The organism is Pseudomonas sp. MF4836 (assembly GCF_002018875.1).
In the GTDB taxonomy this organism is placed as follows: Bacteria; Pseudomonadota; Gammaproteobacteria; order Pseudomonadales; family Pseudomonadaceae; genus Aquipseudomonas.
The window spans coordinates 115,027-135,224 of record NZ_MVOL01000005.1 but is presented as its reverse complement, the minus strand read 5'-3'; the positions used below and the strand labels follow the sequence as shown (position 1 = coordinate 135,224).

At 59.7% G+C, this 20,198-nt stretch carries 25 protein-coding genes; 14 read left to right on the top strand and 11 right to left on the bottom strand.

Going from position 1 to position 20,198, the window contains the following annotated elements; genetic code table 11:
- Window positions 1–426: 426 nt before the first annotated feature.
- Complete coding sequence (greB, locus tag MF4836_RS13250) at window positions 427–900, top strand: transcription elongation factor GreB (protein ID WP_078470936.1); 474 nt, start codon at window positions 427–429, stop codon at window positions 898–900.
- Between the two features lie 29 nt (window positions 901–929).
- Here the strand turns inward: greB and MF4836_RS13245 are convergent, their stop codons facing one another.
- Both MF4836_RS13245 and MF4836_RS13240 read right to left on the bottom strand, forming a co-directional pair.
- Window positions 930–3,434 carry an ABC transporter permease gene (locus MF4836_RS13245; RefSeq protein ID WP_078470678.1) on the bottom strand — a complete coding sequence of 835 codons (2,505 nt, stop codon included), beginning with the start codon at window positions 3,432–3,434 and terminating at the stop codon, window positions 930–932.
- Entirely contained in the window at window positions 3,434–4,117 is a 684-nt protein-coding gene (locus MF4836_RS13240) for an ABC transporter ATP-binding protein (protein ID WP_078470677.1), read from the bottom strand. Before MF4836_RS13240 ends, MF4836_RS13245 begins: the two co-directional genes overlap by 1 nt.
- Window positions 4,118–4,127: 10 nt before the next feature.
- Here MF4836_RS13240 and MF4836_RS13235 point away from each other — a divergent pair, with 10 nt between their 5' ends.
- From MF4836_RS13235 to MF4836_RS13225, 3 genes are all read left to right on the top strand, one after another.
- Window positions 4,128–4,733 carry an arylesterase gene (locus MF4836_RS13235; RefSeq protein ID WP_078470676.1) on the top strand — a complete coding sequence of 202 codons (606 nt, stop codon included), beginning with the start codon at window positions 4,128–4,130 and terminating at the stop codon, window positions 4,731–4,733.
- 56 nt (window positions 4,734–4,789) lie between these two features.
- Complete coding sequence (locus tag MF4836_RS13230; RefSeq protein ID WP_020299677.1) at window positions 4,790–5,083, top strand: hypothetical protein; 294 nt, start codon at window positions 4,790–4,792, stop codon at window positions 5,081–5,083.
- A 116-nt stretch (window positions 5,084–5,199) separates the two neighbouring features.
- Window positions 5,200–6,168, top strand: coding sequence for a L,D-transpeptidase family protein (locus tag MF4836_RS13225; RefSeq protein ID WP_020299678.1), 969 nt, complete (start codon window positions 5,200–5,202; stop codon window positions 6,166–6,168).
- A 125-nt stretch (window positions 6,169–6,293) separates the two neighbouring features.
- Here the strand turns inward: MF4836_RS13225 and oprI are convergent, their stop codons facing one another.
- On the bottom strand, window positions 6,294–6,545 hold the full coding sequence (gene oprI / locus MF4836_RS13220) for an outer membrane lipoprotei OprI (RefSeq protein ID WP_003172710.1): 252 nt from the start codon (window positions 6,543–6,545) through the stop codon (window positions 6,294–6,296).
- 659 nt (window positions 6,546–7,204) lie between these two features.
- Here oprI and MF4836_RS13215 point away from each other — a divergent pair.
- Complete coding sequence (locus tag MF4836_RS13215; protein WP_007931380.1) at window positions 7,205–7,486, top strand: GNAT family N-acetyltransferase; 282 nt, start codon at window positions 7,205–7,207, stop codon at window positions 7,484–7,486.
- A 60-nt stretch (window positions 7,487–7,546) separates the two neighbouring features.
- On the opposite strand, the gene MF4836_RS13210 is transcribed toward MF4836_RS13215, so the two are convergent.
- Window positions 7,547–8,623, bottom strand: a complete 1,077-nt coding sequence (locus tag MF4836_RS13210; protein WP_020299679.1) for a 3-deoxy-7-phosphoheptulonate synthase — start codon at window positions 8,621–8,623, stop codon at window positions 7,547–7,549.
- Window positions 8,624–8,763: 140 nt separating this feature from the next.
- Window positions 8,764–9,198, bottom strand: a complete 435-nt coding sequence (locus MF4836_RS13205) for a pilus assembly protein PilZ (protein WP_078470675.1) — start codon at window positions 9,196–9,198, stop codon at window positions 8,764–8,766.
- On the opposite strand from MF4836_RS13205, the gene MF4836_RS13200 reads away from it, so the two are divergent.
- The 5 genes from MF4836_RS13200 to cysB all read left to right on the top strand — a co-directional run bounded on the left by MF4836_RS13200 (window position 9,197) and on the right by cysB (window position 13,149).
- Complete coding sequence (locus MF4836_RS13200) at window positions 9,197–9,583, top strand: thioredoxin family protein (RefSeq protein ID WP_078470674.1); 387 nt, start codon at window positions 9,197–9,199, stop codon at window positions 9,581–9,583. The genes MF4836_RS13205 and MF4836_RS13200 overlap by 2 nt on opposite strands.
- Complete coding sequence (locus MF4836_RS13195; protein WP_178102939.1) at window positions 9,580–10,536, top strand: putative 2-dehydropantoate 2-reductase; 957 nt, start codon at window positions 9,580–9,582, stop codon at window positions 10,534–10,536. Before MF4836_RS13200 ends, MF4836_RS13195 begins: the two co-directional genes overlap by 4 nt.
- A gap of 24 nt (window positions 10,537–10,560) precedes the next feature.
- Complete coding sequence (locus MF4836_RS13190) at window positions 10,561–11,466, top strand: 5'-nucleotidase (protein WP_020299683.1); 906 nt, start codon at window positions 10,561–10,563, stop codon at window positions 11,464–11,466.
- A gap of 94 nt (window positions 11,467–11,560) precedes the next feature.
- Window positions 11,561–12,061 (top strand): universal stress protein, encoded by a 501-nt coding sequence (locus tag MF4836_RS13185; RefSeq protein WP_078470672.1) that lies wholly within the window; start codon window positions 11,561–11,563, stop codon window positions 12,059–12,061.
- A gap of 113 nt (window positions 12,062–12,174) precedes the next feature.
- Window positions 12,175–13,149, top strand: coding sequence for an HTH-type transcriptional regulator CysB (cysB, locus tag MF4836_RS13180; protein WP_007931387.1), 975 nt, complete (start codon window positions 12,175–12,177; stop codon window positions 13,147–13,149).
- A 13-nt stretch (window positions 13,150–13,162) separates the two neighbouring features.
- On the opposite strand, the gene MF4836_RS13175 is transcribed toward cysB, so the two are convergent.
- On the bottom strand, window positions 13,163–13,645 hold the full coding sequence (locus MF4836_RS13175) for a GreA/GreB family elongation factor (protein WP_078470671.1): 483 nt from the start codon (window positions 13,643–13,645) through the stop codon (window positions 13,163–13,165).
- Between the two features lie 2 nt (window positions 13,646–13,647).
- Window positions 13,648–14,043 carry a hypothetical protein gene (locus tag MF4836_RS13170; RefSeq protein ID WP_078470670.1) on the bottom strand — a complete coding sequence of 132 codons (396 nt, stop codon included), beginning with the start codon at window positions 14,041–14,043 and terminating at the stop codon, window positions 13,648–13,650.
- A 124-nt stretch (window positions 14,044–14,167) separates the two neighbouring features.
- Between MF4836_RS13170 and earP the strand changes: the two genes are divergently transcribed.
- Both earP and MF4836_RS13160 read left to right on the top strand, forming a co-directional pair.
- Window positions 14,168–15,301 (top strand): elongation factor P maturation arginine rhamnosyltransferase EarP, encoded by a 1,134-nt coding sequence (gene earP, locus MF4836_RS13165; protein ID WP_078470669.1) that lies wholly within the window; start codon window positions 14,168–14,170, stop codon window positions 15,299–15,301.
- 48 nt (window positions 15,302–15,349) lie between these two features.
- Complete coding sequence (locus tag MF4836_RS13160; protein ID WP_043230442.1) at window positions 15,350–15,922, top strand: elongation factor P; 573 nt, start codon at window positions 15,350–15,352, stop codon at window positions 15,920–15,922.
- 75 nt (window positions 15,923–15,997) lie between these two features.
- Here the strand turns inward: MF4836_RS13160 and MF4836_RS13155 are convergent, their stop codons facing one another.
- The 3 genes from MF4836_RS13155 to MF4836_RS13145 all read right to left on the bottom strand — a co-directional run bounded on the left by MF4836_RS13155 (window position 15,998) and on the right by MF4836_RS13145 (window position 18,166).
- Window positions 15,998–16,417 carry an organic hydroperoxide resistance protein gene (locus MF4836_RS13155; RefSeq protein WP_078470668.1) on the bottom strand — a complete coding sequence of 140 codons (420 nt, stop codon included), beginning with the start codon at window positions 16,415–16,417 and terminating at the stop codon, window positions 15,998–16,000.
- Between the two features lie 247 nt (window positions 16,418–16,664).
- Window positions 16,665–17,126 (bottom strand): MarR family winged helix-turn-helix transcriptional regulator, encoded by a 462-nt coding sequence (locus tag MF4836_RS13150; protein WP_078470667.1) that lies wholly within the window; start codon window positions 17,124–17,126, stop codon window positions 16,665–16,667.
- Window positions 17,127–17,215: 89 nt separating this feature from the next.
- Entirely contained in the window at window positions 17,216–18,166 is a 951-nt protein-coding gene (locus MF4836_RS13145) for a LysR family transcriptional regulator (RefSeq protein WP_078470666.1), read from the bottom strand.
- Between the two features lie 108 nt (window positions 18,167–18,274).
- Here MF4836_RS13145 and MF4836_RS13140 point away from each other — a divergent pair, with 108 nt between their 5' ends.
- Window positions 18,275–19,024, top strand: a complete 750-nt coding sequence (locus tag MF4836_RS13140; protein ID WP_078470665.1) for a sulfite exporter TauE/SafE family protein — start codon at window positions 18,275–18,277, stop codon at window positions 19,022–19,024.
- Here the strand turns inward: MF4836_RS13140 and MF4836_RS13135 are convergent.
- Window positions 19,014–19,868: a LysR substrate-binding domain-containing protein gene (locus MF4836_RS13135; RefSeq protein WP_178102948.1), complete on the bottom strand. Its 855-nt coding sequence runs from the start codon at window positions 19,866–19,868 to the stop codon at window positions 19,014–19,016. The two genes, MF4836_RS13140 and MF4836_RS13135, sit on opposite strands and share 11 nt — an antisense overlap.
- A 97-nt stretch (window positions 19,869–19,965) precedes the next feature.
- Here MF4836_RS13135 and MF4836_RS13130 point away from each other — a divergent pair, with 97 nt between their 5' ends.
- Window positions 19,966–20,187 (top strand): DUF1127 domain-containing protein, encoded by a 222-nt coding sequence (locus MF4836_RS13130; protein WP_078470935.1) that lies wholly within the window; start codon window positions 19,966–19,968, stop codon window positions 20,185–20,187.
- Window positions 20,188–20,198: the final 11 nt, after the last annotated feature.

Genomic DNA, 20,198 nt, shown 5'->3' with positions numbered 1-20,198 from the left:
GCGGCGAATCACGTTATTTGAAGCCTGTCTCTGCCTGATTCCAGGTACCGCTATCGAGCCCTGATCTTGTTGAAAGAACAGGGCCTCACTTCCCCGTTTTCAAGCCATTCCAATAGACGTGCTCTCGCAGATTTTTTCTGCGTCATTACGTTTTCTATGAGCAATGGATCGATCAGGGATTGCTCTAGTTGCCGATCTCCTGGGGGGCTTAGGTTGAGTGTTGGCCGTGCTCCCAGGCAGAGATCGGTTGATGTGGCTGCCTCGTCCACCGCAAGGATTAGGGCTAGCTACTTTCCCGCAGTGATTTATCATCGGTTTTTCTCAAGCCGGCTGGGCCCGCGACTTAGGTCCGGTCAGGCAGGTTGTTCGGCCTCAGGCCAAATCGCGAGATTCATGGTCGGTTCATTGCGGGTGGTGATTAAGCAATTGAGTACAAAACTGATTACCCAGGAAGGTCATGAGGCCCTCAAGAAAGAGCTCGACTATCTATGGCGGGAAAAGCGTCCCGACACTACCCGCAAAGTCACCTGGGCTGCGTCACTGGGTGACAGGAGTGAAAACGCCGATTACCAGTACAACAAGAAGCTACTGCGAGAAATTGATCGCCGGGTGCGCTACATACGCAAGCGCCTGGAAGACATGCGCGTGGTTTCATACGCGCCCGAGCAGGAGGGGCGAGTGTTCTTCGGCGCCTGGGTCGAGGTGGAGAATGAAGAGGGTGAGACCAAGCGCTTTCGTATTGTTGGTTATGACGAGATATACGGGCAGAAGGATTACATCTCCATCGACTCGCCAATGGCTCGAGCGCTGTTGAAGAAGGAAGAGGGGGATGAAGCGATTGTTCCTACGCCTGGAGGTGAAACCTGCTGGTGGATCAATCGAATCGAGTATCAAAAGTAGGCCCGTCTGCCTGAGACGGGCCTCGGTCTTCAGCCTTCCCGCAGTACCGTCAGCGGGCTGGCATTCAAGGCCCGCCGTGTGCCGAAAACCCCCGCGCCGCCGACCAGTGCGGCACCGATCAGCGGCAACACCAGCAACCACGGATGTGGGTGCCAAGGCAGGTCGAAGGCATAGCGGTAGAGCACCAGGCTCACCAATTCAGAACCCAGAGCAGCCAGCAGACCACTGACAGCGCCGAGCAGGCCGAACTCGATACGCCGCGCTTTGACCAGCAACCGCCGCTCCGCCCCCAAGGCCCGTAACAGCGCACCTTGGCGGATGCGCTCGTCAAGGGTGGCCTGCAGGCCGGAGAAGAGGACGGTCATCCCAGCTGCCAGGACAAACAACAAGACGTATTCCACTGCCAGGGTCACCTGGGCAAGGATGCTGCGCAGTTGCTCCAGCAAGGCCTCCACCTGAAGAATGGTCACTGCGGGAAAGGCACGGGACAGCTCGACGATCTGTTGGTCATGCCCGGCCGCCAGGTAAAAGCTGGTCAGGTAGGTCGCGGGGAGATCTTTCAAGGTGCCCGGCTGGAAGATCATGAAGAAGTTGGGCTGGAAGTTATCCCAGTTGATTTTGCGCAGGCTGGTGACCTGGGCTTCTCGATTGATCCCGCCGACGGTGAAGGTCAGCCGATCGCCGATTTTGAGTTTCAGGCTTTCTGCGACCTTGTTTTCCACCGAGACGCCGGGCAGATCGCCTTGCGGCTGGCTCGACCACCAGCTCCCGGCGGTGATGCTATTGCCTTGTGGCAAGTCGGCGGCCCAGGTCAGGCTCAGGTCGCGCTGGACAGCGCGATCGCCGCTGGAGTCTTTGCTGACGATATCCCTGACCGGCTCGCCGTTGATGCTGATCAGTCGCCCCGGTACTACCGGATACAGCGGCGCCGAAGGTGCCGAGAGTTCCACCAGCCGATCGGTGAAGGCCTGTTTATCGGCGGGAAGGATATTCAGCGCGAAGTAGTTGGGGGCATTTTTCGGTAGCTGATTCTGCCAGGTATCCAGCAGCTCGCCGCGCAACAGGGCGATTAACGCCATCGACAATAGAATCAGGCCGAATGCCAGGGATTGGCCCGCAGCCGCCAGTGGATGGCGCAGCAACTGCCCCAGGCCCAGGCGCCATGGCAGCGAGGCGCGAGCCAACAGGCGCCGCAGGCTTTGCAGGGCGAGCAGCAGAAGCCCACCCAGAACCACCGCAGCCACCACGCCACCGCCGAGCAGGGCGAAGGTCAGCACCAGGTCCAGGCTCAGGCGCCACATGATCAGGCCCAGGGCGAGCAGGGCCGCGCCATAGACCATCCAGGTGCTCGAAGGGATGGGCAGCAGGTCGCGACGTAACACTCGTAATGGCGGAACACGACCCAGGGCGGAAAGCGGCGGCAGGGCGAAGCCGGCGAGTGCCACCAGCCCGGTGCCGATCCCGGCGACCGCCGGCAGCCATCCACCCGGCGGTACATCACTGGGCAAGAGCTCATGCAGCAGGGCGAACAACCCGAGTTGAGCCAGCCACCCTATCAGTGCGCCGCTGAGGCTGGCCAGCAGGCCGAGTACAGCCAACTGCACACTGAACAACAGCATGGTTTCACGCCTGGACAAGCCAAGGCAGCGCAGCAGGGCGCTGGCATCGAAGCGCCGGGTGGCGAAGCGCGTGGCCGACAGCGCCACCGCGACGCCCGATAGCAGTACGGCTACCAGGCTGGCCATGTTCAGGTAACGCTCGGCCTTGCCCAAGGCGCCGCCGATCTGTTGGTTGCCATCGCGTGCATCCTGCAAGCGCTGATTGGCAGCCAACCCTGGTTTGATCAATTGTCGATAGGTTTCCAGCGCAGGAGCGGTGCCGCGCCACAGCTCCTTGTAGCTGACCCGGCTACCGGGCTGCACCACGCCCGTGGCCGCCAGATCGGACAAATTGATCAGCACCCGCGGCGTCAGGCTGTAGAAGTTGCCGGCACGGTCCGGCTCATAGGTCAGCACTCGGGCCAGGCGCAGAGTCTTCATCCCAACGTCGATGCTGTCGCCGATCTTCAAATCCAGCGCGGCCAATAGGCGCGACTCGACCCAGGCCTCACCTGGCTTCGGTCCGCCTCCTGACTCTTCGGCAGCGTAGGGCGCCGGTGCGCTTTTCAGCTCGCCACGTAATGGATAGACCTCATCCGCTGCCTTGATGCTGGACAGCTGGATACCTTTGTCGGTGGCTACGACGCTGGAGAACTCCACGATCTGCGCATGCTCCAGCCCCAGTTCCCGGCCGCTCTGGATCTGCTCCGGGCGTGCCGGCGAGCTGCCCTCGAGCAGCAGGTCGGCGCCGAGGAATTCGGTGGCGCGCAGCAGCATGGCGCCGTTCAGGCGGGCGCCGAAATAGCCGATGGCGGTGCTGGCCGCAACAGCCACCAGCAAGGCGAAGAACAACACCCTTAATTCACCGGCGCGGGCATCGCGCAGCAGTTGACGCAGGGCGAGGCTGAACAGGCGCAACAGCGGCAGGCGTGCCATCAAGGCTCCAGAGGGGCGACCAGCAGGCCGGCTTCAAGGCGGATCAGGCGCCGGCAGCGATGTGCCAGGCGTTCGTCGTGAGTGACCAGTACCAATGTGGTGCCGCGTTCTTTATTGAGCTCGAACAACAGATCGCAGATGCGCTCGCCGGTGTGGCTGTCGAGGTTGCCGGTCGGTTCATCAGCGAACAAAACGTCGGGCTCCGCCGCAAATGCCCTGGCGATCGCTACCCGCTGCTGTTCGCCGCCGGAGAGTTGGCGCGGTGAATGGGTCAGGCGCTTGCCCAGGCCCACCCGTTGCAGCAATTGGGTCGCGCGCTCGCGAGCATCCTTGCGACCGTCCAGCTCCAACGGCAGCATGACGTTTTCCAAGGCATTAAGGCTGTCGAGCAATTGAAATGACTGGAAGACAAAACCCACGTGTTCGGCACGGATGCGTGCTCGCTGATCCTCATCCAGGGTACTCAGGGCCTGGCCTGCAAGCGTGACTTCACCGCTGCTGGGCAAGTCGAGCCCGGCCAGCAGGCCCAGGAGCGTGGATTTGCCGGAACCTGAGGCACCGACGATGGCCAGGCTATCGCCCTTGTTCAGTTCCAGGCTGAGTTGGTGCAGGATGGTCAGTTCACCTTCCGCGCTGGGAACCACTTTGCTAAGGTTCCGCGCAGTGAGAATGCTTGCGCCCATGGAGAGTCCGATGCGTGTGTGGTTTTTGAGTGCTGGCCTGGCCTTGATGTGCATGGCCCAGAACGCAGCGGCGGGTACAGTCCTGATCGTTGGCGATAGTATCAGTGCGGCTTTCGGCCTGGATACCCGACAAGGGTGGGTAACCCTGCTGGAGCAGCGGCTCAAGGACGAAGGTTTCAACGACAAGGTAATCAATGCATCGATCAGCGGCGACACCAGCGCAGGAGGCCTGGCGCGGCTACCTGCGCTGCTCACAGAGCATAGGCCGGATGTGGTGATCCTGGAGCTGGGGGGCAACGATGGGCTGCGCGGTCAACTGCCAACGCAATTGCAACAAAATCTTGCGTCGATGATTGATAACTCAAAAGCCAGCGGTGCCAAGGTGCTACTACTGGGTATGCAGCTACCTCCCAACTATGGCGTGCGTTATACCCAGGCATTTGCCGAGGTCTACAGCAACCTGGCCAACGAGAAGAAAATCGCCCTGGTGCCGTTTTTTCTGCAAGGGATCGGCGGCATTCCCGAGTTGATGCAGGCCGATGGTCTGCACCCAGCGGCTGCGGCCCAGGGCAAGTTGCTGGAAAATGTCTGGCCGACGCTAAAACCGCTGCTTTGACGCTTTTCTAGTGGCAGTGTTTCGGCTAATGTGGCGCCCCCGATTTGGAGCCCCCAATGCCGCGTCCTGCCTGGTCCCTGTTTGCCTATCAACTGATCGAGCCTGACGAACAGCTGGATCTGTTTGCCTGCCAGGAAGTTCGGGTGCACTTGGTCACGCGTCAGTTGGAACTCGGTGGTGCTGCCGACCGGACGTTATGTGGCTCTTTGCTTCCCGCCCAGCCGCGCTGGTCGAGCGTAGATCGGACCATTTTTCAGGAACAGCGCCTGTGTCCGCTCTGCCGCGCGATTCTCGAGTCGCAGAAGCGTGGTACTCCACCGATCTGGCCTGAGCTGCGCTTCGAACTTTAAACATTCGCCATCGGATGGCCTGTAGCTACGCTTACCCCAGCCAACTGCCGAAGCGGGAGGCTGCGGTGTACAATCGCTTTTTTTCTCACCCGTTGATCATGCGAAGGATTTTCCGGATGTTGCCGCGTTTTCCTGCCGTCACCCGCTGCCTGACGCTTGCCGCACTTTGTGTGGCAGGCCCGGTGGCCGCACTGGAGTTGCCTCTGCCCCCCCCCGGTGAAGACATCGTGGGCCAGGTGCAGGTGATCAAGGCCAAGTACGAAGACACCTTTGCCGATCTGGGAACGACTTACGACCTGGGTTATCTGGAAATGGTGGCGGCCAACCCGGGCGTCGATCCATGGTTGCCTGGAGCGGGTACGGAAGTGGTTCTGCCGACCCGATTCATTCTGCCGCCGGGCCCGCGTGAGGGCATCGTGATCAACCTGGCCGAATATCGGCTGTATTACTTCCCCAAGGGACGTAATGTCGTTTACACCTTCCCCCTGGGCATTGGCCGCGAAGGCTGGGGCTCACCGATTGCGCACACCAGCATCGTTGCCAAAACTCCGAACCCGACCTGGACGCCTCCTGCTTCGATCAAGGCGGAGCATGCGGCCGACGGTGACCCGCTGCCAAACGTGGTGCCGGCCGGTCCGGACAACCCGCTGGGCCCGTTCAAGTTCACCCTGGGAACTCCGGGTTACCTGATTCACGGCTCGAACAAGAAATTCGGGATTGGCATGCGCACCAGTCACGGCTGCTTCCGCATGTTCAATAACAACGTGCTGGAAATGGCCGGCATGGTGCCGGTTGGTACCTCGGTACGAATTCTCAACGACCCTTACAAGTTTGGCGTCAGCGGTGGCAAGGTCTATCTGGAGGCTCACACGCCACTGGACGACAATGGCAACCCGTCGGTAGTCGACAAGCACACCGCAGTGATCAATGCCTTGCTCAAGCGCGAAGACCTGGCGAACAGCCTGCGCATGAATTGGGATGTGGTGCGTGATGTCGTCGCGGCCGAGGATGGTCTGCCGGTGGAGATCGCGGTGCCTGTTTCCGCACCGACGGTGTCTTCCGTTCCCGTCGATCCAGAGCAGTAATCACTGCTGGAAAAGCCCGTCGGAGCCTCTGGTTTCGACGGGTTTTTTATTGCCTGCAGAAAAATCCGGGCAATAAAAAAGCCGACCCAAAAATGGATCGGCTTGATAACAATCCCGAGGGACTATTACTTGCGGCTAGCTTTTTCAAGCATGCGCAGAGCGCGCTCGTTAGCTTCGTCAGCAGTCTGTTGTGCTTTTTGAGCAGCAGCCAGAGCTTCATCAGCTTTACGGTAGGCTTCGTCTGCACGAGCCTGGGAGCGAGCTGCTGCGTCTTCAGTAGCAGTCAGACGAGCTTCGGTTTCTTTGGATACGCTGCTGCAACCGGTAGCCAGAACTGCGGCCAGAGCCAGAGCAGAGAATTTCAGAACGTTGTTCATCGTGTTCCCCTTCAAGGACTTTCTATTAGTAGCTATCTCTTCACAGTGAGGAAATAGCCGGCGTACATACTACCCATTACTTGTAGTAAGTAAACTGACGTAGCGCAAGAAGCAAAAAAAATTCTAGGTGCTGAATCTTTTTCGAGCAACTTTTTAGCCAGTTGTATAAAAACCGCGCAGCTGCGAGGCCCGGCCTGGGTGCCTTGCTGGATAGCCGGTGTTACCCGTTAGCCACTCCCCACAGCAGTTTCTGAGTGTAGGCTAAAGTCGATCTATATTGAGGCGTCTACACTTTTCTTCAGATTCTGTGTAAACGCTCACGTATCTTTGTTGATGTTGAGGTGACTTTAAGAAGGGGCGCTCGTCTTAAGTCTCAACATCCGGCGATGTTCAGTGTGTCATTGGTGAAACGTTGTGTACGTAAGCATTTTGGTTTGCACTGTTAGGTCGGCGTGTGACGCGCCTCATGCTGCGCAACACAAGATGAGTGCGTCTTGAGCATTTATGCCAATGATGCCTACTATTTGTAACGTGCAGGTTGAACCTGAGCGGCAGGCTTTTCTCGGTGTCCAGTCAGGCACGGGGTGGCGTAGATGTTCCTTCGCCGGAAAAACATCGGTAAGGTAGGGGTCAGAATCCAAGACCCGCGAGGAGTAGTGATGAGCGAGGCGTTGTCCATCCACCATGACCAGGCTGGTCATCAGTTCGAGACCAATGTGGACGGTCATCGTGCCTACCTGACTTACATGGACCTGGGTAAGCAGACCCTGGATATCTATCGGACATTCGTGCCCAACGCATTGCGTGGCCGTGGCATTGCTGCCGCGTTGACCGAGCAGGCCCTGGAGTATGCTGATCGCATGGGGTACACGGTGATTCCTTCGTGCTCATACGTGGAGCGCTACATGGAGCGCCACCAGCGTCACGCCGCGAAACTCTGAGTGGGCACACACAAAAACGCCGGGCTGAGCCCGGCGTTTTTGTTTGCGTCTTTTGTGAAATCAGCCGCGATCGCGTTTAGGCAATACGTCCTTGAGCTTGGCATGCATGCCGCGCAAGGTTTTTTCGGTGCTTTCCCAGTCGATGCAGGCGTCCGTGATCGACACGCCGTATTGCAATTCGGCCAAGTCTTTCGGAATCGCCTGGCAGCCCCAGTTCAGATGGCTCTCGACCATCAGGCCGATGATCGACTGATTGCCTTCGAGAATCTGGTTAGCCACGTTCTCCATGACCAAAGGTTGCAGCGCCGGGTCCTTGTTGGAGTTGGCGTGGCTGCAGTCGACCATGATGTTGGGTTTGATCTTCGCTTTGTTCAGCGCCTGTTCACACAGCGCGACGCTCACCGAATCGTAGTTCGGCTTGCCGTTGCCACCGCGCAATACCACGTGACCATAAGCGTTGCCTTTGGTGGTGACGATCGACACGCCGCCTTCCTGGTTGATACCCAGGAAGCGATGAGGGCTGGAAACCGATTGCAGTGCATTGATCGCAACGGTCAGGCCGCCATCGGTGCCGTTCTTGAAGCCGACAGCGGAAGACAGGCCAGACGCCATTTCGCGGTGGGTCTGGGATTCTGTGGTGCGCGCGCCGATGGCCGACCAGCTGATCAAATCCTGCAGGTACTGCGGGGAGATCGGGTCCAGCGCTTCGGTGGCGGTTGGCAGGCCCATCTCGGCCAGGTCCAGCAGCAACTGGCGGCCAATGTGCAGGCCGTCCTGAATCTTGAATGAGTCGTCCAGGTAAGGGTCGTTGATCAGGCCTTTCCAGCCGACCGTGGTCCGCGGCTTCTCGAAGTAGACGCGCATTACCAGGTACAGAGTGTCGGACACTTCGGCGGCCAGTACCTTCAGGCGCTCGGCGTACTCGTGAGCTGCTTTGATGTCGTGGATCGAGCAAGGGCCGATAACGACAAACAGGCGATGGTCGGTGCCATCCAGAATATTGCGGATCACCTCGCGGCCCTTGGTCACGGTGCGCAGGGCAGCATCGCTCAGGGGGATGTCACGCTTGAGCTGATCAGGAGTGATCAGCGTCTCGTTGGAGGCGACGTTAAGGTCGTTGATCGGTAAATCAGCCATCGTGTTACTCGTCAGGTCACGGGTGCCGGCCGCCAGCGATCCCCGCGCGGCGGAGCACAGCGGATTTGAGCGCGTCGGGGAGCGGAACCTTAGCGCGTTAGCCAGTGATTCGACAATGGGCTGGCGGGGGTTTTATCCCGCTATGGCTGGATAAATGCGCGATGGACCTGCTCCTGGGAAAAGTCCTCGGCGTGCTGGGTGATCCATTGCAAGGCGAGCGCCTCGGTACGCTGTCGTTCGGCCTGGGGTTCGTGCAGGCGGCAGTAGCGTTCGATCTGGCAAACCTGCGCGCCCATGCGCGCACCGAACAGGGTCTGTTCGTCGACAAAGGCGATACCCACCAGGTAGCCGTGCTTGCGGCGCAGGCACCAGGCGACATAGCCCTGATAGCAGGCGTTTTCACCCAGGGTCGGCATGCGCACCAGCAGCGCCGTGCCGCATCGCCAGGCACGGTGGTAATTGCAAGCCACGCCGCCGAGGCTGATAGTGTGCAGCCGCTGCCGCGAAATGCACGAGTGTTTGCGCAAGGTCAGTTCAACCGGAACATCGTCTGGATGAGGTAGAAAACGTCCCATGAGCGCGGACCCCGAGCGTCGGCTAGTCGACAGTGTTTCCCCCAGTATAGTGGCCCAATTGGAGCTGACCGATTTCGACACCGATCAGCGGTTGTTGGCGATGAGTGGCATTTCCCTGGTGATTTTCACCAGCATCGGTTGCTCCAGCTGTCGTTGGGCACGCCAGCAATTGCCCACCTTTGATTTGCCTGTCGATCGGCTGTGCTGGATTGATGCGGGCAACAACGGTGGCGTCGTCCAGCGTTATCAGGTGTTTCATTTACCGGCCCTGTTCGTGGTGCGCGACGGTGAGTTTTACGGCGCTGTGCAATCGCGTCTGCGCGCGACTGATCTCGCCGACGCCGTGTACCAGGCATTGGAGCGAATTGCAGAGGAGTTGCCATGATGAGTGCTGTGCACAAGCCGCGAGTCGGCATTATTGGTACCGGCGCGATCGGTGGTTTTTATGGCGTGATGTTGGCGCGGGCCGGTTTCGACGTGCACTTTTTGCTGCGCGGTGAGTTCTCGGCGGTGGCACTGCGTGGCTTGCAGCTGAACCATGCGGTTCAAGGTCAACTGACACTGAACCCAGTGCAGGCTTACGCCAACGGCGAGGATCTGCCGCCTTGCGACTGGTTGCTGGTGGGAGCCAAGGCCACCAGCAATCCTGATCTCGCACCCATCTTGATCAGCGCAGCGGCCCCGGGGGCCAAGGTGTTGTTGCTGCAGAACGGCTTGGGCGTCGAAGAAGCACTGCGTCCATTGCTGCCTGAGTCAATCCATGTGCTGGGTGGGCTTTGCTATATCTGTGCATACCGCTCGGCGCCCGGGGTGATTGAGCACCAGGCCCTGGGTGCGGTGAATCTGGGGTATCACAGTGGTCCGGCGGCGGATGCGGCGGCACGTCAGGTCATTGTCGAAGAAGGCTCGGCGTTGTTTCGCGAGGCCGGTCTCAATTCCCAGGCCATGCCTGACCTGGGGCAGGCGCGCTGGCAGAAGCTAGTGTGGAATGTGCCGTACAACGGTCTCTCGGTGCTGCTCAAGGCCAGTACCGCGCCCTTGATGGCCGATGACGCAAGCCGTCAGTTGATCCAGGCCTTGATGGCCGAGGTGGTGCGCGGGGCAGAGGCCTGTGGGCATAGCGTGCCGACCGGTTATGCCGAGCATCTGTTCAAGGTTACTGAAAAAATGCCGGATTACTGGCCGAGCATGTACCACGATTATCTGCACAAGCGTCCCTTGGAGCTTGCGGCCATCTATGCTGCGCCTCTGGCCGCGGCCAAGGCCGCGGGATGCGAGCTGCCGAGAATCGAAGCGCTGTATCAGGCGTTGAGTTTTATTGATCGGTATAACGATTGAAACCGTCAGGCGGGGGAGCAGTACATGGCTAAGGGCCTGGGTGGAAAGTTGGTGGTGGCGATTTCGTCGCGGGCACTGTTTGACTTGAGCGACAGCCACAAGGTCTACCTGGCGGAGGGCGTCGAGGCTTATCGGCAGTATCAGATCGAGCATGAAGAGGAAAACCTCGAGCCGGGTGAGGCTTTTCCTCTGGTGAAGAAGCTTCTCAGTCTCAACGCCAGCCTTGGGCGAGCCCGGGTCGAAGTCGTCCTGGTATCGCGCAACAGCGCCGACACCGGCTTGCGTGTGTTCAACTCGATCCAGCACTACGGCCTGGATATCTCCCGGGCCGCTTTCGTCGGCGGGCGCAGCCCTTACCCTTATCTCGCGGCATTTGGCTGTGACCTGTTCCTCTCGACTCACGCCGAAGACGTGCGCAGCGCGCTGGATGCCGGGTTCGCTGCGGCGACCATTTTGTCGGGCGGCGCGCGCCGTGCCGCCAGTGCCGAGTTGCGCATTGCCTTTGACGGTGATGCGGTGTTGTTTTCCGATGAGTCGGAACGGGTTTATCAGTTGGGCGGCCTTGAAGCGTTCCAGGCCAAGGAGCGCGAATCTGCTCGCGAGCCTTTGCGAGGCGGGCCGTTCAAAGGCTTTCTCGCTGCGCTCAATCTGTTGCAGCGCGAGTTTCCCGAAGACGCCTGTCCGATCCGCACCGCCCTGGTCACTGCGCGCTCGGCGCCGGCTCATGAACGGGTGATCCGCACTTTGCGCGAGTGGGATATCCGCCTGGATGAATCGCTGTTCCTGGGCGGCCTGGAGAAAGCGGCGTTTCTCGAGGCTTTTGCCGCAGACGTATTTTTCGATGACCAGGCCGGTCATTGCGAACTGGCGCGCGAAGTGGTCGCCACTGGCCATGTGCCCCATGGCATCAGCAATGAGAGCAAAACCTGAGCCTTTGATCCCGGGCCCGGCGGCTGGCGTCGCAGTTGGCCGGGCACTGCTAAGCTGAATCAATCTCCGCCGTCCTGGCAGTCATGGAGGTCATATGATTCGTTCGATGCTATATGCCACTGACCTTGGTCTGTACGCACCTTATGTGATGCAGCATGCGGTGGAACTGGCTCGAACGTTCAATGCCGACCTGCATGTCATCCACGCCGTGGAGCCTATGGGGCTGTTTGCCGAGTCGGTGCTGCAGAGCTACCTCGATGAGCAGGCGTTGAATGATTTTCACAACCAGGGTTTGAGCACGGTGATGGCCAGTATCGAGCAGCGGGTGCTCGACAGCTTCCGTGAAGAACTGGGGGAAGGCATGCAGGACCTGGCGTTGATTCAGTCGGTCAGGGTGTTTCAGGGGGACCCTGCGCAGGTCATTCTCGAGCAGGCGGCGAAACTCTCCGTGGATTTGCTGATCGTAGGAAGTCATAGCCACGAAGCGGGCGTGGAAACCCCACTGGGCAGGACGGCAGCCCGTGTGTTGCAGTTGGCGAAGGTGCCGGTGTACCTCGTGCCGTTGGTGCAGCGTCGTCGACTGGGGGATATCTGAAAGGGGCGTCGAAGAGTTTCTAATAAAAAGTTCTAGATTTATTCTTCAAACCATTAATATAGTTATATACCGTCGCTGATACCCGTGGCGTCCAACTGCTTTGAGGGATTGATATGAAGCTCCAACAATTGCGCTACATCTGGGAAGTGGCGCACCACGACCTCAACGTTTCCGCTACAGCCCAAAGCCTTTACACCTCGCAACCGGGTATCAGCAAGCAGATCCGCCTGCTCGAAGATGAGCTGGGGGTCGAAGTCTTTGCCCGCAGCGGCAAGCATTTGACTCGTGTTACTCCGGCCGGTGAGCGCATCATCACCACCGCCGGCGAGATTCTGCGCAAGGTCGAAAGCATCAAGCAGATTGCCCAGGAGTTCTCCAACGAGAAAAAGGGCACCCTATCGATCGCCACGACTCACACCCAGGCGCGTTATGCGTTGCCGCCGGTGATCAGCAGCTTTATCAAGCAATACCCTGACGTTGCCCTGCACATGCATCAGGGCTCGCCCATGCAGATCGCTGAAATGGCGGCCGACGGCACTGTCGACTTCGCCATCGCCACCGAAGCCCTGGAGCTGTTCGGTGACTTGGTAATGATGCCGTGCTATCGCTGGAACCGTTGCGTGGTCGTGCCCCAGGGCCACCCGCTGACCAAGTTGCCGAAGCTGACCCTGGAAACCCTCGCGGAATACCCGATCGTCACCTACGTATTCGGGTTCACCGGTCGTTCCAAGCTCGACGAAGCCTTCAGCCACCGTGGCCTGACCCCCAAGGTGGTGTTCACCGCCGCCGACGCCGATGTGATCAAGACCTACGTGCGCCTGGGCCTGGGTGTTGGCATCGTGGCCAAGATGGCGGTCGATACCAAGCTCGACAGTGACCTGGTGGTACTGGATGCCAGCGAATTGTTCGAGTCGAGCATCACCAAGATTGGCTTCCGCCGTGGCACCTTCCTGCGCGGTTTCATGTGCGACTTCATCGAGAAGTTCGCCCCGCACCTGACGCGTGAAGTCATGGCCAAGGCCATCCAGTGCCACAACAAACAGGAACTGGAAGAGCTGTTCGACGGCGTTGAGCTGCCAGTGCACTAAGGCTGCGGCGTGCTCACTTCACCTCGGTAACAGTGAACTGTTGCCGAGTGCCCGCGACAACGATCTGCACCTCATCTCCCTCGAATTTACCCATCAGGCTCTGGCCCAGCGGTGAGCGAGGGGTGATGACGGTAATCAACTGGCCTACCACGTACACCTTCAGCCCAGCCCCATCCGGCCCCAGAAACAGCCATTGCTCGTGGCCGTTTTCATCTTCAAGCCCCAGTAAGGCCCCCACCTGAATCCCTGTCTGTTCGTCATAGGCGCGCAGTGTCAGGTTCTGGCACAACGCCAGGGCTTGCCTGATCTCCTCGACGCGTTTGGCCTGACCTGCAGCCAGGTACGAAGCCTCAAGGCCCAGGGTGTCGTATTTGTTTTCGGCGATGTTCTCTTCGTGGGTCGCCGTCTCGTAGGCCGTTTGCGCCGCGCGCTGTGCCACGTCGAGGTCGTCCCGGAGTTTTTGCAGGATCAGTTGATGGATGGCGTGTTTGTTCATGATCAATCGCAGAACTGCAGGACGTTGGCCCGGCTCTTGTCGGTCGGCGCCGTCTGGTCCTGTTGCAGCCAGAACTGGCATTTGGGATTGGACTGATTGCGCAGGTTGTTGCGAGCATTCTCCAGGCTTTGCTGTTGTTCGTTCTTGCGCAGGTTTTCCTGATATTGCTCGAACATCGGGTTGGCGGGTGCCGGTTCGACCACGGGCGGTTTGGCCAATTGCTGAACGGCTTGGGCCACCGGCGCCAGTTGTTGGCTGAACACAAAGCGCGAGGCCAGCCAGCAGGTCAGGGCAATGGCCACAAAACCCAGCCACAGACCCAAGGCAATGCTGACGCTGAGTTTCAGGCCATTGAAGTTGATGCGCAGCGGTTTGCGGGCGGTGGGGCGATAGGACATGGCGGCCTCCTGGCGGGCGGACGAGTGCGGGGGCCGATTGTCGCACGAAGATTAATCGGCGTCGGCTCTTCTGCGCGGGACGATTTATGCGGACAATCGGCGCCTTTGCCAATCGGAGCCCGGAATGAAAGCCTCCTGGGATATTTTCTGCAGTGTCGTGGACAACTTCGGCGATATCGGGGTCACCTGGCGCCTCGCTCGGCAGTTGGTGGCCGAGCATCAATGCGAGGTGCGGCTGTGGGTCGACGATCTGCGTGCCTTTGAGCGCCTTTGCCCGGAAGTCGATATCAGCGCTTTCCGCCAATGGCAGGCAGGCGTCGAGGTCCGGCACTGGCCGACGGAATGGGCTGCGCAGCCGGCTGCCGATGTGGTGATTGCCGCCTTCGCCTGCCAACTGCCTGCGGCTTACATGGAAGCCATGGCCGAGCGCGAGCGCCCGCCGCTCTGGTTGAATCTCGACTACCTGAGCGCCGAGGATTGGGTGGTCGGGTGCCACGGCTTGCCGTCGGTGAAGTTCAAGGGCGCGCAGAAGTACTTTTTCTTTCCCGGGTTTCGCCCGGGCACAGGTGGCCTGTTGCGTGAGGTAGGGCTATTGGAAAGGCGTAGGGCGTTTCAAAAAGACACCCTCGCGCAGCGCAATTTCCTGCAAGGGCTTGGCGTATCTGCCGCGAGCGATGCACGGCTGATCTCGTTGTTTGCCTACGAAAATGCAGGCCTGGGCAACTGGCTCGACGCGTTGGCGGCCGATACCCGGCCGACTCATCTGCTGGTGCCCGAAGGTCGAATTCTCGGCGATGTGAAGCGCTGGCTGGCCTGCGACGAGCTGCATGTCGGCACGCAACAGGTGCGTGGTGCAGTGACGGTGCAGGTTCTGCCGTTCGTCCGGCAGGAACAATACGATCAGTTGTTGTGGTGCTGCGATTTCAATGCCGTGCGTGGCGAAGACTCGTTTGTACGGGCGCAATGGGCCGGACGTCCGATGCTCTGGCACATCTATCGTCAGGACGAAGATATCCATCTGGACAAGCTCGAGGCCTTCCTCGACCTGTATACCCAGGGCCTGTCGCCGCAGGCTCGTGACGCAATCAATGGCTTGTGGCAGGCGTGGAATGCCGGTGGCGACATGGGCCAATGCTGGAAAACCCTGCTCAATGTGTGGCCGGAGGTGTCTTTGCATGCTGAGCAATGGTGTCTGGAACAGGCCTTGCAAGCCGATCTTGCCGCAGCGCTGGTGCAGTTTTACCTAAATTGGATATGATACGCGGCCTAGATTTTTGTAAATCCCATCCAAATTCGGATATTCGTAATGAAAACTGGTAAAGAACTGAAACCTGGGATGGTGATCCGTCTCGAAAACGATCCTTGGCTGGTTCAGAAAGCTGAATTCACCAAATCCGGTCGTAACAGCGCGATCATGAAGACCAAGCTGAAAAACCTGCTGACCGGTTACAAGACCGAGATCGTTTACAGCGCTGACGACAAACTGGACGACGTGATCCTCGACCGCAAAGAAGCGACCCTGTCCTTCATCAGCGGCGACTCCTACACGTTCATGGACACCACCGACTACACCATGTACGAACTGAACGCTGAAGACATCGAAGCTGTTCTGCCTTTCGTTGAAGAAGGCATGACCGATGTTTGCGAAGCGATCTTCTTCGAAGAGCGTCTGGTTTCCGTAGAACTGCCGACCACTATTGTGCGTCAGGTTGACTACACCGAAGGTTCCGCTCGCGGCGACACTTCGGGCAAGGTGATGAAGCCTGCCAAACTGAAAAACGGTACCGAGCTGAGCGTTGCAGATTTCGTTGAAATCGGCGACTGGATCGAGATCGATACCCGCGACGGTGGCTCCTACAAGGGCCGCGCCAAGGTCTAAGCCTGGCTTAAACCTGTACGAAAAAGCCCGACCATTGAGTCGGGCTTTTTTGTGCCTGGGATCTGCTGCCAGGACTCAGACGCTGACGTGCAAGCGCACATCGACGTTGCCGCGAGTTGCATTGGAGTACGGGCAGACCTGATGCGCTGCGTCCACCAGGCTCTGGGCTTCGGTTTGCTCGAGGCCGGGCAGGCTCACATGCAGGTCGATATCCAGGCCAAAACCACCGGGGATCTGGCCGATGCCGACGTGGGCGGTGATCGAGGCTGCATCCGGGATTTGGCGTTTGCTCTGGCTGGCGACGAATTTCAGGGCGCCAATAAAGCACGCAGAGTAGCCGGCGGCGAACAGCTGTTCCGGGTTTGTCGCCTGGCCACCGGCACCGCCCAGCTCTTTAGGGGTGGCAAGCTTGACGTCGAGGATGTTGTCGCTGGAGACAGCGCGGCCATCACGGCCACCGGTAGCGGTTGCGACTGCGGTATAGAGCGTTTGCATAGGGTAGGTCTCCGAGGTTTGGTTTTCGCTAAATATTAGCGCGCTAAATAAATGCCAAATAAATGTATCGCGCTAATATTTAGTGCGCAATATATATTTTTGAGAAAATATCGCGCTGTCCCCGCGAGATGTCTTATCTAGTTGATTTTAGAGAATTTTAATATTCGGAGGTGGTTGGCGAGACTTTCCGCCCGCCAGCAGGTCATGTGGGGGCGGCTATGTCGACGCGGCGTGCAGGCAGGAAGGGCTAGAGGCTGTGTTGCAGATGGCCGCGCAACGCCAGCAGGTCGGCCTGCAATTTTTGCAGTTGCTCCACCGTCTGGCCGCTGGCCGCCAGGATGCAGTGCGGTATTTCGCGAGCCTTGTCGCGCAGGGCGCGGCCTTGCGCGGTCAGTTCAACGATCACCACCCGTTCATCCTCTCGGCTGCGGGTACGGCTGAGCAGGCCTTCGGCTTCGAGGCGCTTGAGCAGCGGGGTCAGGGAGCCCGGGTCGGTCAGCAAGTGAGTGCTGATCTCGCCAACGGTCAGGCCGTCATGCTCCCACAGCACCATCATCGCCAGGTATTGGGGGTAGGTCAGCCCCAGTGCTTGCAGCAGGGGCTTGTAGACCTTGGTCATCAGCAGCGAGGTGGAGTGCAAGGCGAAGCACAGCTGATTATCCAGCCGCAGTTCGTCGCAAGAGTCGGGGAGGGAGCCTTTGGTGGTCATGGTGAGGCCTTGATCAGTACAGGTTTTGAATCTAGCGGGCGAATCTTTAATGCGCCAGATAATTGTGCAAGGGCGCTGGGTCCAAGGCTTCAGCCCATCTTGCTTTGCAGGGCCAGGTCCCAGGGTGGAACCGGGCTGAAGCGCGCCTTCAAGTATTCCAGCAGCAGGCGGCTACGGGCGTTGCTGTGCTGCTCCAGGCGCAGGGCATAGATGCCGGAGGTTTCCGCCGGGGGCAGGCCATGCTGGCAAAACAGCGGTAGCAGCTCGCCGCGCAGCAGGTATTCACTGGCCAGCCAGGTGGGCAGGTGGGCGATGCCCAGGCCGGCCAGCGCCCCCGAGAGCAATGCTTCGGCGTTGTTGGCGCTCATGCGGATGCGCTGCGGGCGATGACTGTGCATCTGCCCATCCTGCTCGAAACGCCAGGCGAAGAGTGGAGCCAGCCCCTCCCAGTCGAGTCCGTCGTGTTCACCGAGTTCGTTGGGATGGGCCGGCGTCCCGCGGTTTTTCAGGTAGGCCGGGCTGGCGCAGGCAATGCGCACAATGCTGGCCAGCGGCGTGGCCACCAGCCGGGTATCGACCATATGCCCGGCGCGCAGCACCAGGTCGACCTTACCCAGGTTCGAGCCCTGCATATCGACGAAGCTGTCGATCAGGTGCAACTGCACATCCAGCCCTGGGTAGACGCCGAGGAAGTCGGCGATTGCCGGCGCCAAGTGGCGTCGGCCGAAGGCGGCCGGAGCGTCGACCCGGATCAGCCCTTCGGGGGCGTGGCTCAGGGACACCGCTTCGGCTCGGGCCAATTGCAGTTCGGCGACTATCCGTCGTGCGCGTTCAGCAAAGGCCAGGCCCGCCGCAGTCGCGACCACGGCGTGGGTGGTGCGCATGAAAAGCTTGCTGCCGATGGCACTTTCCAGGCTATCGATGCGCCGGGCCACCGCCGAGGGCGTCAGGGGATGGCGCCGGGCCGCGGCGGAAAAACTGCCGGTTTCCAGGACGTCAATGAACAGTCCGAGCTGCTCGGTCAGGGCTTTGGGGTTCATTTTCGATGTGCTTGTGCGGAGTTGGCACAGCCATTGTGCGTTGCTGTGCGTTTCCGTACCAGCGCCGACTGCGTAGCATGCAGCCTCTGACGTGAGGGGAAATGCACCGTGATTGATCTAGTGATGTATCTGCTGCTAGGTGTGGCCTTGGGCACCATGGGTGGGCTGTTTGGCATCGGTGGTGGCTTGATCGCGATTCCGGTGTTGGGCGTGTGGTTCGGCCTGGATCAGCAAATCGCCCAAGGCACTGCCCTGGTGATGGTGGTGCCCAATGTGATGCTGGCTGTGTGGCGTTATCACCAGCGCAATCGCATTGAGCTGCGGCACGCCTTGCCACTGGCGAGCATGGGCTTCTGTTTTGCCTGGATCGGCTCGATCTGGGCGGTTGGCATTGATGCGCAGATCATGCGCATCGGGTTTGTCGCATTCCTGGTGGCGCTCTCTTGCTACAACCTGCTGCGGATGTTTGTCGGCAATACCCCGGCATCGGCGCAGATGCGTTATTCCTGGCCCTGGCTGGGCGTGCTGGGCGCGGCCTCGGGCACCATGGGCGGGCTGTTCGGGGTCGGCGGCGCGGTGGTTGCCACGCCGATACTGACCAGCGTGTTCGGCACCAGCCAGGTGGTTGCCCAGGGTTTGTCGCTGGCGCTGGCGCTGCCCAGTACCGGGGTCACCCTGGTGACCTATGGCGTGCACCATGAAGTGGATTGGATGATCGGCCTGCCCCTGGCCCTGGGTGGCTTGATGAGCATCAGTTGGGGCGTGAAGATTGCGCACTCGATGCCGGAGCGCCTGTTGCGCGGATTGTTCTGCGGGTTTCTGGTGCTGTGTGCGGTGATGCTCGGCTTCAAAGTTTAAAACCGTCGACGATATGCTCGGCCAGGCACTCGGTGATGGGTGAGGGCGTGTTCAGGTTGCGCAGCAGCATGATGCTGGCCTCGGGCAACTGCGGCAGGTTTTGCGCGGCGCCGAGAATGCGCATGTCCGAGGTGATCAGGCTTTCGAGCTGAGCGGTGACCGCCAGGCCGGCGCTGACCACCGCCATGATCGCCGACAGGCTGGAGCTGTTGTAGGCAATCCGATAATCACGCCCTGCGGCGTCCAGCGCATTGCAGGCCCACAGCCGGCAGAAACAGTCACTGTTGAACATGGCCAGGGGCATGGGCGTTTGTTCATGAGGGTTGAAGCACTGCGCCTCGGCCCAGACGAAGCGCTCCTTGCGCAACAGCTGACCGATCTCGCTGCCCGGCTCGCGGGTGACGATGGACAGGTCCAGATCCTGGCGTTGCAACAGTTGCTTGGACGATTCGCAGTGGACTTCGATCTGGATCAGCGGGTAAGCCTGGGCGAAGCGCGACAGAATTCCCGGCAGAAACCGCATGACATAGTCATCCGGCGTGCCGATGCGCACGGTGCCGACCATGTGGGGTTCGCGCAGGGTATTGAACACTTCACTGTGCAGTTTCAGGATCCGTCGCGCGTAGCCCAGCAGCACCTGCCCTTCGGCGGTGAGCTTGACCTGGCGCCCGTCGCGCTGGAATAGCTGGCGCTGCAGCACGTCTTCCTCCAGGCGCTTCATTTGCATGCTGACGGCAGATTGGGTGCGATTGACCAGCTCACCGGCCCGGGTAAAGCCGCCCTGATCGGCAATGGCGACGAAGGTACGCAGGACTTCGGTGTCGATGCTGGGGTAGCTGGACAATTCATCAATCTCCGAGATGTATTGCATAAGAAACATTCGTTGGATTGATCTTAGCTGCGCGGCGAGACTTTAGTCATCCCCACTGGAGGGCAAGATGATGAAAGGTCAAAAAGGTTATGTGCTGGCGCAGAAGTTTTCGTTTCACGGTCTTTCCTGGCGGACGGTGCTGCAAACAGTCGCCCGCTGGCATCAGCGCAACCGTGAGCGGGTCGAGTTGGCGAGCATGAGCGACGAAGCGCTCAAGGACATTGGCTTGAGCCGCGCAGACGTCGAGCGTGAAATCAGCAGGCCCTTCTGGGATGACCCGATGTCCAAATAAACGGCTACACA